Consider the following 14519-nt stretch of genomic DNA (forward strand, 5'->3'; position numbering starts at 1 on the left):
CTGCCTTACCGTCGAATCAGGAATGTTGCGACAATGTAAGGAAAACTTACGATGGACTGGACCAGCCTGCCGCCGCTCACCTCATTGCGTGCACTGGCCGCCTATGCCGAAACCGGTTCCATGGCGCGGGCGGGCGACAGCCTCAACGTCAGCCATGCCGCCATAAGCCAGCAAATCCGCGCGCTGGAGGATCACCTTGGCCTGACCCTGCTGGAGGGCAAAGGCGCCTCCCGCGACCTGACCCCCGAGGGTCGCGCCCTGGCCGAGGCCGCGCTGCAGGGTTTCGACACCATCGCCAGCCTTGTCGCCGAACTGACCGGCCGCGATGCCGAACGGGCGGTGCAGATCACCACGACCCCCTCCTTCGCCTCTTTCTGGCTGATGCCGCGCCTTGCCGATTTCCGGCAAAGGCACCCCGATATCTCCCTCATGATCGACCCCTCCCCGGCGCTGCGAGCAATCCAACCGGGTGGGCTCGACATGGCCGTGCGCTATGGCTCCGGCAGCTGGCCGGGGCTGGAGGCGACACTGCTGGTCGAAACCCCCATCGCCGTGGTCGCCGCCCCCTCCCTTGTCGGCGACAGGCAATTCGCCGAACCCGGAGAGCTGACGGAGTTCCACTGGCTCCAGGAGCTCGGCACGAACGAGGCCTCGGATTTCCTCGAACTTCATGGCTCCGTCCTGAACAGGGCGAGGGGTGTCTCCTCCCTCCCCGGTCACCTCATGGTGGAGGCTGCAAGGCTGGGACAGGGTGTCGCGGTCTCTGCCCGGGCCTTCATCGAACAGGATCTCGAGGCCGGGCGCCTGCGCCTGCTCTTCGAAGATACCCGAAAGAAAGGCTATTATCTGGTGTCCCGCCCCGGCGTCATGCGCCCCTCGGCCCGCGCACTGCACCGCTGGCTGCGTACAAACGCGCCTGACACGTAAGACATATCGGCCCCCATATTTGACACAGGTCAAGGTGGACACGGATCGACCCTGCGAGAAGCATTCAAACTTTTAGATACATACGGAGTGAGTCGCCCGTGTCCCTCAGCGCGCCGAACCAACCGGAACACCTCTATGCCGCCCGCGAGCCGATCTTTCCGCGCCGCGTATCGGGCCGTTTCCGCAATCTGAAATGGGTCATCATGCTGGTGACCCTTGGCATCTACTACCTGACGCCCTGGATCCGCTGGGACCGGGGCCCGAACCTGCCCGATCAGGCGGTGCTGGTCGATCTCGCCAGCCGGCGGTTTTTCTTTTTCTGGATCGAGATCTGGCCGCATGAATTCTATTTCGTCGCGGGACTTCTGGTGATGGCGGGGCTTGGCCTCTTCCTCTTTACCTCCGCGCTTGGCCGGGTCTGGTGCGGCTATACCTGCCCGCAGACCGTCTGGACCGACCTCTTCATCCTTGTCGAACGCTGGATCGAGGGCGACCGCAATGCCCGTATTCGCCTGCACCGCCAGAAAAAATGGGATTTCCACAAGGCGCGGCTACGGGTCACCAAATGGGTCGCATGGTTCTTCATCGGCCTCGCCACAGGCGGCGCCTGGGTCTTCTATTTCGCCGATGCGCCGACACTGCTGAAAGACCTCCTCACGCTCAACGCCCATCCGGTCGCCTATACGACCATGCTGATCCTGACGATGACGACCTTCCTCTTCGGGGGCTTCGCGCGGGAGCAAATCTGCATCTACGCCTGCCCCTGGCCCCGCATCCAGGCCGCGATGATGGACGAGGACACGATCACCGTCGCCTATCGCGAATGGCGGGGGGAGCCGCGCGGTAAGGGCAAGCGCCGCACCGTTGCCGCCGACGCGCCCGAGGCAGTGACCTATGCCGCGGGCGAAAAACACGGCGGGACCTCGCCGCTGATCCCCATGCCCGGCATGCCGTCGGGCGTCGGCAAGCCCCCGGCGCAGGAGCTGGGCGACTGCATCGACTGCAACGCCTGTGTCAATGTCTGCCCGATGGGCATCGACATCCGCGACGGCCAGCAGCTGGCCTGCATCACCTGCGCGCTCTGCATCGATGCCTGCGACGATGTCATGGCCAAGATCGGCAAGCCGCGCGGGCTGATCGACTACATGGCGCTGACCGATGAACAGGCCGAACGCGCCGGCGCCGCGCCGCGCCCCATCATCAAGCATATCCTCCGGCCCCGCACGATCCTCTATACCGCGCTCTGGTCGCTGGTGGGCATCGGGCTGGTCGTGGCGCTTTTCATCCGCTCGGATATCGACATGACAGTCGCCCCCGTTCGCAACCCGACCTTCGTGACGCTGTCTGACGGGTCGATCCGCAACACCTACGACGTCCGCCTGCGCAACAAGCATGGGGAGGAGCGGCCTTTCCGCCTGACCATCGACGGCCGCCCCGATCTTGTGGTTCAGGTCGAAGGCAGCGAGGATCAGACCGTGACAGTGCCCGCAGACACGGCCAAGCTGGAAAGGGTCTATGTCACCGCCCCCGCCGACACCGCCGAGGCAGAGGCCGAACGCACCGAATTCCGCCTCTGGGTCGAGGATACGACCAATGGCGACCGCGCCTATCGCGATACCGTCTTCAATGGGAGGGAAAATTGATGGATACGTCCCATATGACCGACACGCCCGAAACTGGTTTCCGCCTCAAGGGCTGGCATGTGCTGACGGGCTTTGTCGGCGCCTTCGGCATCATCATCGCCGTCAATGTCTTCATGGCCACGCAGGCCGTGCGCACCTTTCCCGGGCTGGAGGTCAAGAACTCCTATGTCGCCAGCCAGGAATTCGACACCCGCCGCGCCGCGCAGCAGGCGCTCGGCTGGGAGATCTATGCCGACTGGGTGGATGGCATGGTCCATCTCTATATCAACGATGCGGAGGGCGCTGTGCGGGTGAAGGACCTGCACGCCGTGGTTGGCCGCGCCACCCAGATCGCCGATGATGTGGAGCCGGTCTTTGCCTTCAACGGGGAACGCTACGAGGCGCCGCTGGACCTTGGCCCCGGCAATTGGAACATCCGCATGACCGCGATTGCCGAAGACGGCACGGAATTCATCCAGCGCGTCATCCTGCATGTGAAACGATAAGATGAGCACCGCGATCTCCGCCTGCCCCGCCTGTTCCGCCGCCCCCTCGGCCGAAGATATCGCCAGCCGCGCCGCCCTCAGCGATGTACGGCTGACCCTCTCCCTGCCGACAATCCACTGCTCCGCCTGTATCTCAACGGTCGAAAAGGTCCTGAACGCCCAGCCCGGCGTGCAGGAGGCCCGCGTGAACCTGACCCAGAAGCGCGCGCAGGTAGAGGCCGGGCCGGAGGTCACGCCAGAGGCGCTGATCGCCGCCCTCGCCGGAGCGGGATATGAGGCGCATGAGCTGGACGCGGGCAGCGCCGCCGTCACCGCCACCGACCGCGCCGGGCGCGATCTGCTGATGCGGCTGGCCGTGGCGGGGTTCGCGTCGATGAATGTCATGCTGCTGTCGGTCTCTGTCTGGTCGGGGGCCACCGATGCCACCCGTGACCTCTTCCACTGGATCAGCGCGTTTATCACCCTGCCAACCATCGCCTTTTCCGCCCAGCCCTTCTTCCGCAATGCCTGGGCAGCGCTTAAAGTGCACCGCCTGAACATGGACGTGCCGATCACGCTGGCGATCCTGCTGGCGCTGGCGACCTCGCTCTGGGAAACCACGCTGTCGGGCGAACATGCCTATTTCGACGCCGCGCTGACGCTGACCTTCTTCCTGCTGGCAGGCCGCTACCTCGACCACCGCACCCGCGCCATCGCCCGCTCCGCCGCCGAAGAACTGGCCGCGCTGGAGGTGCCCCGCGCCTGGGTCCTGCGCGACGGTGAAGAGGTGCAGACCGCCGTGGCGGAGCTGAGGATCGGCGACCTGATCCGCATCCGCCCCGGCGCCCGCATGCCCGTCGACGGGCAGATCACGGAGGGCCGGTCGGAGCTCGACCGCTCCCTCCTGACCGGGGAAACCCTGCCCGTGCAGGCAACGCCGGGCACTGCCGTTTCGGCCGGGGAGGTCAACCTGACCGGCCCGCTGACCGTCCGCGCTACTGCCGTCGGACAGGAGACATCGCTGCACCGCATGGCCGACCTCGTCGCCATCGCTGAAAGCGGGCGTTCGCGTTACACCTCCCTCGCCGACAAGGCCGCCAAGCTTTACGCGCCGGGCGTGCATATCCTGTCGGCCCTGGCATTCCTCGGCTGGCTCATTTGGGCGGGCGACCTGCGTGTCGCGCTCAATATCGCCGCTGCCGTGCTGATCATCACCTGCCCCTGCGCGCTTGGCCTCGCCGTGCCTGCCGTGACCACAGCCGCCTCCGGACGGCTCTTCAAACGTGGCATGCTGGTGAAACATGAAACCGCGCTGGAACGCCTCGCTCAGGTCGATACCGTCGTCTTCGACAAGACCGGCACGCTGACCGCAGGCACGCCCGTGCCCACCAACCTAGACCGCTACGATGCGGTCACCCTGTCGCTGGCCCATGCGCTGGCCGAAGGGTCCGCCCATCCGCTGGCCCGCGCCCTCTGCAAGGCGCTGGCCGATCACCCCCGCGCCGCCATCACCGACTTGACCGAACAGCACGGCTACGGGACAGAGGCGCTCTGGCAAGGCCGCCGCGTCCGGCTTGGCCGCAGCGGCTGGGCGGGCGACGGCATGGCTACCGGCACTGCCAGCTGGCTGGAGATCGAGGGCCAGGGTGCCGTCCCCCTCACCTTTGCCGACGACCTGCGCCCCGGCGCGGCAGAGGCCGTTGCGGCGCTCAAGGCCGCCGGTCACCGCGTCATCCTGATCTCCGGCGACACCGCCCCCGCCGTCCGCGCCCTGGCCGAAACGCTGGGCATCGACGACTGGACCGCCAGCGCCCTGCCCGGCGACAAGGCCGCCCGCATCACGGCGCTTCAGGCCGAGGGCGCGCATGTGCTGATGGTGGGCGACGGGCTGAACGACACGGTCGCGCTGACCACCGCCAATGTCTCCATCTCCCCCGCCTCCGCGCTGGATGCGGCCCGCGTGGCCTCTGACATCGTGCTGCTGGGCGGCGACCTCTCCCCGATCCCGGCGGCTTTGACGACCGCGCGCGCCGCCACCAAACGCATTCGGGAGAATTTCCGCATCGCGACCGTCTACAACGTCATCGCCGTGCCGCTGGCCATCGCGGGCCTCGCCACGCCGTTGATCGCGGCGCTGGCCATGTCGCTCTCCTCGATCACCGTCTCGCTCAATGCGCTCCGCCTGAGGTAAGTCCGATGAACGTCCTCACATGGCTCATCCCGATCTCTCTGATCCTCGGCGGGGTTGGCCTGCTGGGCTTCCTCTACACGCTGAAATCCAACCAGTATGACGACCCCGAAGGCGACGCCAATCGCATCCTGTCGGACGACTGGGACGACCATCCCAAACCCTGACCGCCTGCCGAACCCGTAAAAGGAAACCGCCGGTCGCGTCCCTGCGACCGGCGGTCCTACCGTTTACCGTTTGGAGGGAGGCCGTCAGCTCGGCCCGATCATGAAACAGGTGACATTGCGGGCCTGAAGCCGGCGGCAGGCCAGATCGGCCCGCTCCCGCTCCATCCCGAGGAAATTCGCGTCGAACCCCTGCGGACGCTGCACAACCTTGCGCAACGCGCCATCCAGTGAATCCGATTCCTTCAGCGCGGTCTGGATCAGCATCTTTTCAGCCGAGGAATGCGATTTGAACCGGCCGATATTGATGCCCCAGTGCCGCCCGCCAGAGGTCGAGACCCGCGTGACAACGCGCTCTCCGTCGCTTTGCGGATCGATGTCGAAAGCGGTATTGAACAGGCCGGCCGGCCGCGCTTTCGGCAGGACGGAATTTTCAAGCACAGCCGCCGTCGATGCCTTGGAAGCGGGATGCAAACTGGCCGTATTCGACAACGCCTCTTCCACGGCCTTTTCGATCACATCGTCAGCGGCGACCTGGACGGCTTCGGTGCCGGATCCGGGGCGGAGTTTGGGACGCAGGCTAACTTTCACAGCCGTCTGCAAACGGATCACCTTGCCCGCAGCCCGCGTTTCACCATCAGCCTCGTCCAGAGTTTTGACAGCGGCATAAACCGGCGCCGCGGGGGCTTTTTTCGGTGCATGCGACGGCGCCCGCTTGAACCCCATGTCCAGCAGCTCTGCCACCTGGGCATTGCGCGATGCGGACGACCGGCCACCGAACACCGTTGCGATGATCCGCTCGTCGCCCCGAACGGCCGATGCGACAAGGTTGAACCCGGCGGCCCGCGTGTAGCCTGTCTTGATCCCGTCAGCCCCCCGATAGGCCGCCAGCAACCGGCGGTTCGTATTATAGACCGTTTTCATCCCGGCATCGGTCTCTGTCCGGGAGAAGAGGTTGTAATACTCCGGGTAGTCGAACAGCAGATGACGACCGAGGATTGTCATGTCATGCGCGGTGGAAAGATGCCCTTCCTCCGTCAGCCCGTTCGCGTTCTTGAATGTGGTCCGTGTCATGCCAAGCGCCTTGGCAGTGCGGTTCATCCGTCTTGCAAATGCCGCTTCGCTGCCCTCGATCGCCTCGCCGATCGCAGTTGCGGCGTCATTTGCCGACTTAACCGCTGCGGCGCGGATCAGATACCTGAGCTTGATCTTCTGGCCCGACTTCAGCCCCAGCTTCGACGGAGGCTCTGCCGCAGCATTTCGTGAAATCGTGACATTGGTGTCGAGCGAAATCTGGCCATTCTGCACCGCTTCAAACGCGATGTAGAGCGTCATCATCTTTGTCAGCGAAGCCGGATGCAGCCGCGCATCGGCATTGCGCGAATGAAGCACCTCTCCCGTGCGGGCATCCATCACCATGGCCGCATAGGGTGCCGCCAGGGCCGGTCGAACGGCCAAAAGAGGGCCCACAAGACCCAAGGTCAAAAGGAATACGCTAAGGAATACCCGAAACCGGGTTGCCTGCCTGGGACGCGTCATGCTGCCTCTCACAATGACTGTCGATTTTTGTTGCTGCTATTACAGTCAACTTTTTGTTTCGTTATCTATAACACAGACCCGGCGTTCTTTCAAAGAGTCGATCTGTGCAGAGGCAGGATAAATAAAAATCGGCTACAATATTTAGCGGTCGGGTCGGCCCAACGAACCAGACAGGCAGGTCCGGCCAATCGCGCAGATGAAAAAAGCGTCTCGTCCGCCTCTCCGGACTACCCGACTCCCGCCACGACCTCCGGCAGGTAAGACAGGTCCGAAATCTCACGGAACCGGTCTGACCCGGCCGGAGCCTCGGCCTGTTCCAGCGCCCAGGTGATCTGGCCGGGCACAAAGACACCCCAGCCGCCGGCTTCGATCATCGGCAGCACGTCCGATTTCATCGAATTGCCCACCATCAGCCCACGATCGGCGCCATCGCCGTGCCGCTCAAAAATCTGCGCATAAACAGGCATTGTCTTGTCCGACACGATCTCGATCCCGTCGAACAGATCGCCCAGGCCGGACTGCGCCAGCTTGCGCTCCTGATCCAGCAAGTCGCCTTTGGTAACCAGGATAACCCGATGGCTGCCGGCGATCTGCTCCACCGTTGACCGGGCATGGGGCAGAAGCTCGATCGGATGCGACAGCATCTCCTGACCGGCGGCGATAAGTTCGGCGATGACAGTGCCCGGAACCCGGTTCTCCGTCACCTCCAGCGCGGTCTCGATCATCGACAGAACGAATCCCTTGATGCCGAATCCGTAGTGCCCGATGTTGCGCCGCTCTGCCGCCAGAAGCCGCTCTGCCAGATGGTCGGGCTCTGCATGGTCCCTCAGGAGTTCGTTAAACCTTTCCTGCGTAAGCTGGAAAAAGCGCTCATTCTGCCAGAGCGTGTCGTCTGCGTCGAAGCCGACGGTCGTCAAAATTTGTGGCATCTCGCCCCTGCTTTCGATAAGAGCGCCCGCGCGCCCCCTTCACCTGCGATGCGGGAACGTTATATAGAAGTCTCCAACGCCGAAACCCATCCAGGCCAGAGCCATCCGCAACCTATGACCCAGACGCCCGAACATATGCGTCCTGCCGCGATCGCCGCGCAGATGACCCGCCTGTCGTCCAAGGACGATGACGGCGACATCTCCGTTGTGACCGACACCAAGCCGCGGACCAAGCGCCCGCCGCTCTACAAGGTTCTGCTGCTCAATGACGATTACACGCCGATGGAATTCGTCGTGGCCGTGCTGGAACGGTTCTTTGGCATGTCCCACGCCCAGGCGTTCGAGATCATGCTGACCGTGCACAAGAAGGGCGTCGCGGTTGTCGGCGTCTTCAGCCACGAGATCGCGGAAACCAAGGTCGCGCAGGTCATGGACTTTGCGCGCCAGCACCAGCACCCGCTGCAGTGCACCATGGAAAAGGAATAACCCGGCTTTGGCCCAGCATCCCCGGCTTGGCCTCGCGCTGGCCCCTGGCGGGCTGGTGCTGCCCGAAGGCCGTATTGCCGTCTTTGGTCCCCGCGCGGGCCAGAGCCTCGACCCCCTCCCGCGTGACCTGACCACCGTCATCACCCCCGTCTTCCCGGACCATGCCTGGTTCCGGGACATGGGCTATGACACGGCGCTCGCCCCCGAGGGCCGGTTTGCCGCTGCCGTCGTGATCCTGCCCCGCGCCAAGGCGCTGGCCCGCCTGCGCATTGCGGAGGCCGCGGCGGTGACCGACGGTCCCGTCATCGTCGACGGCATGAAAGAGGACGGGATCGAGTCGGTCCTCAAGGATGCCCGCAAACGGGCAGAGGTCGCGGGCCCGGTGAACAAGGCGCATGGCAAGCTTTTCTGGTTCACCGGCGGCGATCTGACCGACTGGGCCGGGTCCGAACATCAGATGCCCGACGGGTTCGTCACCGCGGCGGGAAATTTCTCTGCCGACGGGATCGACGCGGGATCGGCCATGCTGGCCGCAGCCCTGCCTGCCCATATGCCGAAACGCGTGATCGACCTGGGCGCGGGCTGGGGCTACCTCTCTGCCCAGGCGCTGACCCGTCCGGGGATCGAGTCGATCGAACTGGTGGAGGCGGATCACTCCGCGCTCGACTGCGCCCGCCAGAACATCACGAGCGAGGCCGCCCGGTTCCACTGGGCCGATGCCACGACCTGGCAGCCGCGGGCCGATGCCGACATGGTGATCTGCAATCCGCCCTTCCACACTGCCCGCAAGGCTGACCCGGAACTGGGCCGCAGCTTTATCCGCACCGCCGCCACCGCGCTGAAACCCAAAGGAGAGCTCTGGCTGGTCGCCAACCGCCACCTGCCCTACGAGCCGCTCATCGCGGAGCTCTTCCGCCAGAGCGAAGAGATCGCCGGTGACACCCGGTTCAAGGTGATCCGCGCCACCCAACCCACGCGCGCCCCAAAGCGCGGCCGATTAGGCTGAACCGCACCCCCTGGGGTCAGAGGAGACAGACATGTCCTTTTCCATCGCCGGCAAGACCGCCATCGTGACCGGAGCCGCCAATGGCATCGGTCTGGCCATCGGCAAACATTTCGTGGATCGCGGCGCCAACGTCGTTTTTGCCGACCTGGACGAGGAAGCGCTGGTCCGTGAACTGGGCGAACATCCCGAAAGCGAACAGGTCCGCTATTTCGCCGGCGACCTTCGTGAAAAGCTGACGATCGCCAACCTGCTCTCCGCCACGATTGACGCGTTTGAACAGGTCGACATTCTGGTGAATGCGGCACGGCAGGTCGTCCGGTCCGACCCTCTGAACCCGGATGACGACGCGGTGGAGACATTGCTGCAACAGAACATGATCGCCGCTCTGCGCCTCAGCCAGACGGTTGCGAAACGCATGATCAAGCAGTCCGAAGGGCAGGAGGACCGCAGCGCCGGCTCCATCGTGAACCTCTCTTCCATTGCCGCGCGGCGCACACATCCCGACCTGCTGGCCTTTTCCGTCTCCACCGCCGCGCTGGAGCAGATGACCCGCTCGCTTGCCGTCGCACTGGCACCGCATCGGATCCGCGTCAATGCCATCGCCTTCGGATCGGTGATGAGCGAGAGCCTGAAGACCACCCTCAAGGATCATGGCGAATATCGCACCAGCATCCAGGATCACACGCCGCTGAACCGCATCGCCGCGCCGGGCGAGCTGGCGGAGGCGGCGCAATATCTCTCCTGCGACGCCTCGGGGTTCATGACCGGGCAGATCGTGACGGTGGACGGCGGGCGCACCCTGCTGGACCCGGTGGCCGTTCCGGCGCACTGACCGGGCCGCATCGCGCCGGAGAGGGTGGATGCCTCCGGCGGGAGTATTTTTGGAAAGATGAAGGAGGGGGCGCGATGAGCGGAGCGATGGAGGAGCAGAAGGCGCAGGCCGCGGGCTGGTTCCGGGCGCTGCGCGATGAGATCGTCGCCGCCTTTGAGGCGCTGGAGGACAGCCAGACCGGACCCCTGGGCGATCAGCCTGCCGGGCGGTTCGAGGTGACGCCGACTAAGCGCGCGGCGCCGGATGGCGGCGAGGCTGGCGGCGGGCTGATGAGCGTGATGCGCGGCGGGAGGGTCTTCGAGAAGGTCGGCGTCAATGTTTCCACCGTGTACGGGGAACTGGGCGCGCGGGCGCAGATGGCCATGGCGGCGCGCCGGGGCCTGCCCGGCATGGCCGAGGATCCGCGGTTCTGGGCCAGCGGCATCAGTCTTGTCGCCCATATGCAGAATCCGCATTGCCCGGCCGTGCATATGAATACCCGCATGTTCTGGACGCCGCATGGCTGGTGGTTCGGCGGCGGATCAGATCTGAACCCCTGCCTGGACTATGCAGAGGACACGGCACATTTTCACACCACCCAGAAGGCCTATCTCGACCCCCATGATCCGGCGCTTTATCCGCGGCTGAAGGCCTGGGCGGATGAGTATTTTTACATTCCGCACCGCGGCCGGGCGCGCGGCGTCGGGGGAATTTTCCTCGACGATCATTGCAGCGGCGACTGGGCGGCGGATTTTGCGCTGATCCAGGACATCGGCCGCGCCTTTCTGCCGGCCTATCTGCCGTTGGTCGAGAAGCGGCGCGGCACGCGCTGGTCTGAGGCGGACAAGGACACCCAGCTGGTGCATCGCGGCCTCTATGCCGAATATAACCTTGTCTACGACCGCGGCACGAAGTTTGGCCTTGAGACCGGACATGACGCCAATGCCGTTCTCATGAGCCTGCCGCCGCTTGCGAAATGGGTCTGACGGCGCGGCTCTTGAGTCCCGGGCCGCCGCAGAGTGTCACACGACCGCGGCCCGGCTCAGAATGATATCGACGGTCAGGCAGTAGCTTTCTTCGGTCTCTCGGACCTCGGGACGTGAGCCAAGCTGCGACGCGAAAGCTTCGATCAGCTGTCGGCCAAGCCCGCCGGGAATAGCCGCCTCATTCCCGTTGACCATTGGCCCTTTGGAGTTCTCGACGCTGAAGCGGCAGGAATTGTCGCCGGTTTTGTGAAGCCCGATATGGATCCATGGCCGCGTGCCATCCTCAGGCTGACCCATGTATTTGATCGCATTTGTGACCGTTTCCGTGGCCAGGAGCGACAGCGGGACAGCCTGATCCGGCGACAGGACCACCTCTTCGATATCCATGCTGACGCGCGCTGTGCCTTCTTCTGGCAGGGCGCTCTGAACCACCTGCTCCAGGATATCCTCGAGCAGCCCGTCCGCCCTCAGATTGGCGAGCCGCGCCGTGTGATAGAGGTTCGAATGGACGGTCGCCAGCCCCAGCACCCGGTCCTGAACCCGCCGCAGGGTTTGCCGCGTTTCGGCCGCGCTGGATTTTCGCACCTCCATACTGATGATGGAGGCGATCAGCTGCAGATTGTTTTTGACCCTGTGGTGGACCTCTTTGAGAAGGACATTCTTTTCATGGAGGTTGTTTTCCAGTTCCGCAGTGTCGCGGGTGATCCGCTCGACCATGCGGTCGAAGGTTTCTTCCATCTGGGTGATTTCGACCGGCGCCCGTCCGCCCGCCAGCAACCCCGGTTCCTGATGGCTGTATGTCGCCCCGAACCGCCGCATCTTCTGCCGCAGGATACGGATGTGGCGGATGACCAGCCGGTGCACGGCGAAATACGCCACAACAAGCGAGACCAACCACATCAACAGTGGAAAGGCGACCGCGGATCGGCCAAAAGCAGAAGCTTCCGGATTGGTCTCCGGCCAGACAGAAACGGCAAAGACGACGCCGGGCACAATTGGCGTGACAGAATAGACAAAGGCATTGCCATCGGCATCGAGCGCCCGGAAGCCGTTGAACTGGCGGTACAACTGAGAGTTCAGATCCCGAAACGCTGGTAGCCGACGCTCGGCCACCTCAAGATCGCTCATCGACAGGAGAACTTCGCCAGTCGCGTTGATGGTGATCAGATCAATCGGTTGGGTCGGGCCGGCGAATTCCGGCTCGAACCGCGCATTCGCGCGTGGCAGAGACAGCGCGACGTAGCCCAGGTACTTGCCACCTTCGAAAATCGGCTGAGCGATAACCATTACAGACTGCTGGCTGACGAGCCCCCGCTCCGTTGCCTTCATCATAGGGCGCGGATCTGCCTGCATCGCCACAAAGGAAGAGGCTTTCCGGACATCCGACGGTTGGTTCCGGGAATTGCAGACGGATACGCCGGAGGCGCGGATAAACATGGCAAGGCTGAACGCCGGATGCGACCGGATGAACCCCTGAAGCAGTTCCGAACACGCCGTCGTATCCGCCCGGATCGGAAGCAGCGCCCCCCCAAGCACACGCGCCGAGGCAAACCCTTCGTGAATCAGGTCGCTCTGACGTTCTGTCGCGGAAAGCGTCTGACCCAGATAGGCGGAGCGTGTCAATTCGGCCGCAGACTTGACCACGGAATTTGTCTGATACAGCGAGATCAGCCCGATCGGAAGCAGCGCGATCGACAGCATGGCGACAACTCTGACGCCGAGCCGATCGAGAATATTAACGCCCATCTCCGACCGTCACATGGATTTCATTTGCGCTGCTGACATCACGGCCATGGTGGACTGGTCCGTCAGTTCCATGGTTTCGTTTTCGCCCAGTCCGAGAAGTTCGCTCAACCGGGATCTGCCCCGGTTCGCACGGCTTTTGATGGTTCCCACGGCACAGCCACACATCTCGGCCGCCTCTTCATAAGAAAACCCGGAGGCGCCGACCAGCAGCAGAGCTTCCTTCTGTTCGTCGGGCAATGTCTTGAACGCCACCTCAAAATCCTGCAGCGCCAGCCTGCCATCGTGGTCCGGCTTGGTCGCAAGATTGGCCGAAAAGGCACCGTCAACATCCGCGACCTCGCGACCGGATCGCCGGCGCGACGAATAGAAGGTGTTACGAAGGATGGTAAAAAGCCAGGCGCGCAGGTTCGTGCCAACCTTGAACTTGTCCATATTCGACCAGGCTTTGACGATTGTATCCTGGACCAGATCGTCCGCCTGGGCAGAGTTGCGACATAGGCTCATGGCGAAGGCGCGCAGCGAGGGAAGATGCTCGACGAGCTCCTCACGAGGATCGGATGTCATGCGTTTGAATCCTTCCGATCCTGATCTTTAAGCTTCGCGATCAGGTCCTTGAAGCGGTCGGGCAGCTCTTCCTCGACGCGCTGTTGATAGACACGCTTCAAATTTTCGTCGATCTGCCTCAGAACATGATCGTTTTCACTATCGTGCGCCATTATGCCTACTTTTTTGCCGCCACATTTCCGATTTTCCGGGAACTTAACCCGTAACTGCGAGTTAAGTTCCAAGGAAATGCGAAAAAAGGTGTCAAAAATGAACCAAACGGTGGGGTCCGCAGAGTTTGCGATGAACGTGGCAACGGAACTGCCCTATCTGCGGCGCTACGCGCGCGCGCTGACCGGTTCTCAGTCGTCGGGCGACAACTACGCGGCCGCGACGCTTGAGGCGATCCTTGAAGACCCTCAGATGGTCGACAGGACAAAGAACACCCGGGTCGCTCTTTTTGGTGCATTCCATGCGATTTGGAACAGCTCCGGCGCGCCGGTGACCGCCGACGAATCCGGCATCGCCGCACGGGCGCAGCATCACCTTGGACGACTGACCCCGAATACGAGAGAAGCGTTGTTGCTGGCGACGATCGAAGAGTTTTCTTTCGAACAGATCGGGACCATCATGAGCATCGGCACGGCCGAGGCTCAGGAACTGGTCAGCATTGCCCAGCGCGAACTGGCGGAAAGCGTGACCGGACGCGTGATGATTATCGAAGATGAGGCCATCATCGCGATGGACCTTCAATCGATCGTCACCGAAATGGGCCATGCGGTCACTGGTGTTGCCCGCACCCGCGACGAAGCCGTGGCGCTTGGCAAGTCGCAGCGCCCCGATCTGATCTTTGCCGATATCCAGCTGGCCGATAACTCCTCCGGTATTGATGCGGTGAACGATCTGCTGGCGATGCTGGGCGATGTGCCTGTCATCTTCATCACGGCCTTCCCGGAACGGCTCCTGACCGGCGAAAAGGCAGAGCCCGCCTTCCTTATTACCAAGCCCTACACGGAAGAGCAGGTCCGACTCGCCGCCAGCCAGGCGATGTTCTTCTCCTCGACCGAAACATTGCGGACCTGACACG

Annotated in this window: 15 protein-coding genes; 10 read left to right on the plus strand and 5 right to left on the minus strand. The window is 63.5% G+C overall.

The genetic code is table 11. The features are described from left to right. Nucleotides 1-51 precede the first annotated feature (51 nt). From ACRARG_RS09300 to ccoS, 5 genes are all read left to right on the plus strand, one after another. Entirely contained in the window at nt 52-927 is an 876-nt protein-coding gene (locus ACRARG_RS09300; RefSeq protein WP_432689729.1) for a LysR substrate-binding domain-containing protein, read from the plus strand. A 98-nt stretch (nt 928-1025) separates the two neighbouring features. Then, on the plus strand, nt 1026-2570 hold the full coding sequence (ccoG, locus tag ACRARG_RS09305) for a cytochrome c oxidase accessory protein CcoG (RefSeq protein ID WP_432689730.1): 1545 nt from the start codon (nt 1026-1028) through the stop codon (nt 2568-2570). Continuing rightward, nucleotides 2570-3055, plus strand: a complete 486-nt coding sequence (locus ACRARG_RS09310) for a FixH family protein (RefSeq protein ID WP_432689731.1) — start codon at nt 2570-2572, stop codon at nt 3053-3055. The genes ccoG and ACRARG_RS09310 overlap by 1 nt, the downstream gene beginning before the upstream one ends. 1 nt (nt 3056) lies before the next feature. Further along, nucleotides 3057-5225, plus strand: coding sequence for a heavy metal translocating P-type ATPase (locus tag ACRARG_RS09315; RefSeq protein WP_432689732.1), 2169 nt, complete (start codon nt 3057-3059; stop codon nt 5223-5225). A gap of 5 nt (nt 5226-5230) precedes the next feature. Beyond that, complete coding sequence (gene ccoS / locus ACRARG_RS09320; RefSeq protein ID WP_432689733.1) at nt 5231-5389, plus strand: cbb3-type cytochrome oxidase assembly protein CcoS; 159 nt, start codon at nt 5231-5233, stop codon at nt 5387-5389. Between the two features lie 84 nt (nt 5390-5473). On the opposite strand, the gene ACRARG_RS09325 is transcribed toward ccoS, so the two are convergent. Together ACRARG_RS09325 and ACRARG_RS09330 are read right to left on the minus strand one after the other, a co-directional pair. Beyond that, a complete protein-coding gene (locus ACRARG_RS09325) occupies nt 5474-6925 on the minus strand; it encodes a D-alanyl-D-alanine carboxypeptidase family protein (RefSeq protein ID WP_432689734.1) in 1452 nt (483 codons plus the stop codon). Between the two features lie 227 nt (nt 6926-7152). Then, on the minus strand, nt 7153-7854 hold the full coding sequence (locus ACRARG_RS09330) for an HAD family hydrolase (protein ID WP_432689735.1): 702 nt from the start codon (nt 7852-7854) through the stop codon (nt 7153-7155). 162 nt (nt 7855-8016) lie between these two features. On the opposite strand from ACRARG_RS09330, the gene clpS reads away from it, so the two are divergent. The 4 genes from clpS (at nt 8017) to hemF (ending at nt 11143) form a co-directional block, all read left to right on the plus strand. Then, nucleotides 8017-8340 (plus strand): ATP-dependent Clp protease adapter ClpS, encoded by a 324-nt coding sequence (gene clpS / locus ACRARG_RS09335; RefSeq protein WP_432691346.1) that lies wholly within the window; start codon nt 8017-8019, stop codon nt 8338-8340. A 7-nt stretch (nt 8341-8347) separates the two neighbouring features. Then, nucleotides 8348-9346: a class I SAM-dependent methyltransferase gene (locus ACRARG_RS09340; RefSeq protein WP_432689736.1), complete on the plus strand. Its 999-nt coding sequence runs from the start codon at nt 8348-8350 to the stop codon at nt 9344-9346. Between the two features lie 31 nt (nt 9347-9377). Next, entirely contained in the window at nt 9378-10178 is an 801-nt protein-coding gene (locus ACRARG_RS09345; RefSeq protein ID WP_432689737.1) for an SDR family NAD(P)-dependent oxidoreductase, read from the plus strand. A 74-nt stretch (nt 10179-10252) separates the two neighbouring features. Further along, a complete protein-coding gene (hemF, locus tag ACRARG_RS09350; protein ID WP_432689738.1) occupies nt 10253-11143 on the plus strand; it encodes an oxygen-dependent coproporphyrinogen oxidase in 891 nt (296 codons plus the stop codon). Between the two features lie 36 nt (nt 11144-11179). Here the strand turns inward: hemF and ACRARG_RS09355 are convergent, their stop codons facing one another. From ACRARG_RS09355 to ACRARG_RS09365, 3 genes are read right to left on the minus strand one after another with little or no spacing between them, the layout of a single operon-like run. Continuing rightward, nucleotides 11180-12889, minus strand: coding sequence for a sensor histidine kinase (locus ACRARG_RS09355; RefSeq protein WP_432689739.1), 1710 nt, complete (start codon nt 12887-12889; stop codon nt 11180-11182). Nucleotides 12890-12898: 9 nt separating this feature from the next. Further along, a complete protein-coding gene (locus tag ACRARG_RS09360; protein WP_432689740.1) occupies nt 12899-13453 on the minus strand; it encodes an RNA polymerase sigma factor in 555 nt (184 codons plus the stop codon). Continuing rightward, complete coding sequence (locus ACRARG_RS09365) at nt 13450-13677, minus strand: NepR family anti-sigma factor (RefSeq protein WP_432689741.1); 228 nt, start codon at nt 13675-13677, stop codon at nt 13450-13452. The genes ACRARG_RS09360 and ACRARG_RS09365 overlap by 4 nt, the downstream gene beginning before the upstream one ends. Before the next feature lie 25 nt (nt 13678-13702). Between ACRARG_RS09365 and ACRARG_RS09370 the strand changes: the two genes are divergently transcribed. Then, nucleotides 13703-14515, plus strand: a complete 813-nt coding sequence (locus tag ACRARG_RS09370; RefSeq protein WP_432689742.1) for a response regulator — start codon at nt 13703-13705, stop codon at nt 14513-14515. Nucleotides 14516-14519 lie beyond the last annotated feature (4 nt).

Origin of the sequence: Pseudooceanicola profundi (assembly GCF_050897955.1) — a bacterium.
In the GTDB taxonomy this organism is placed as follows: Bacteria; Pseudomonadota; Alphaproteobacteria; order Rhodobacterales; family Rhodobacteraceae; genus Pseudooceanicola.

Coding starts and splice junctions, on each gene's coding strand:
- ccoS (WP_432689733.1), top strand. CDS start 5,231: ATGAACGTCCTCACATGGCTCATCCCGATCTCTCTGATCCTCGGCGGG.
- ACRARG_RS09325 (WP_432689734.1), bottom strand. CDS start 6,925: ATGACGCGTCCCAGGCAGGCAACCCGGTTTCGGGTATTCCTTAGCGTA.
- ACRARG_RS09360 (WP_432689740.1), bottom strand. CDS start 13,453: ATGACATCCGATCCTCGTGAGGAGCTCGTCGAGCATCTTCCCTCGCTG.
- ACRARG_RS09355 (WP_432689739.1), bottom strand. CDS start 12,889: ATGGGCGTTAATATTCTCGATCGGCTCGGCGTCAGAGTTGTCGCCATG.
- ACRARG_RS09370 (WP_432689742.1), top strand. CDS start 13,703: ATGAACCAAACGGTGGGGTCCGCAGAGTTTGCGATGAACGTGGCAACG.
- hemF (WP_432689738.1), top strand. CDS start 10,253: ATGAGCGGAGCGATGGAGGAGCAGAAGGCGCAGGCCGCGGGCTGGTTC.
- clpS (WP_432691346.1), top strand. CDS start 8,017: ATGACCCGCCTGTCGTCCAAGGACGATGACGGCGACATCTCCGTTGTG.
- ACRARG_RS09310 (WP_432689731.1), top strand. CDS start 2,570: ATGGATACGTCCCATATGACCGACACGCCCGAAACTGGTTTCCGCCTC.
- ACRARG_RS09345 (WP_432689737.1), top strand. CDS start 9,378: ATGTCCTTTTCCATCGCCGGCAAGACCGCCATCGTGACCGGAGCCGCC.
- ACRARG_RS09300 (WP_432689729.1), top strand. CDS start 52: ATGGACTGGACCAGCCTGCCGCCGCTCACCTCATTGCGTGCACTGGCC.
- ACRARG_RS09315 (WP_432689732.1), top strand. CDS start 3,057: ATGAGCACCGCGATCTCCGCCTGCCCCGCCTGTTCCGCCGCCCCCTCG.
- ACRARG_RS09330 (WP_432689735.1), bottom strand. CDS start 7,854: ATGCCACAAATTTTGACGACCGTCGGCTTCGACGCAGACGACACGCTC.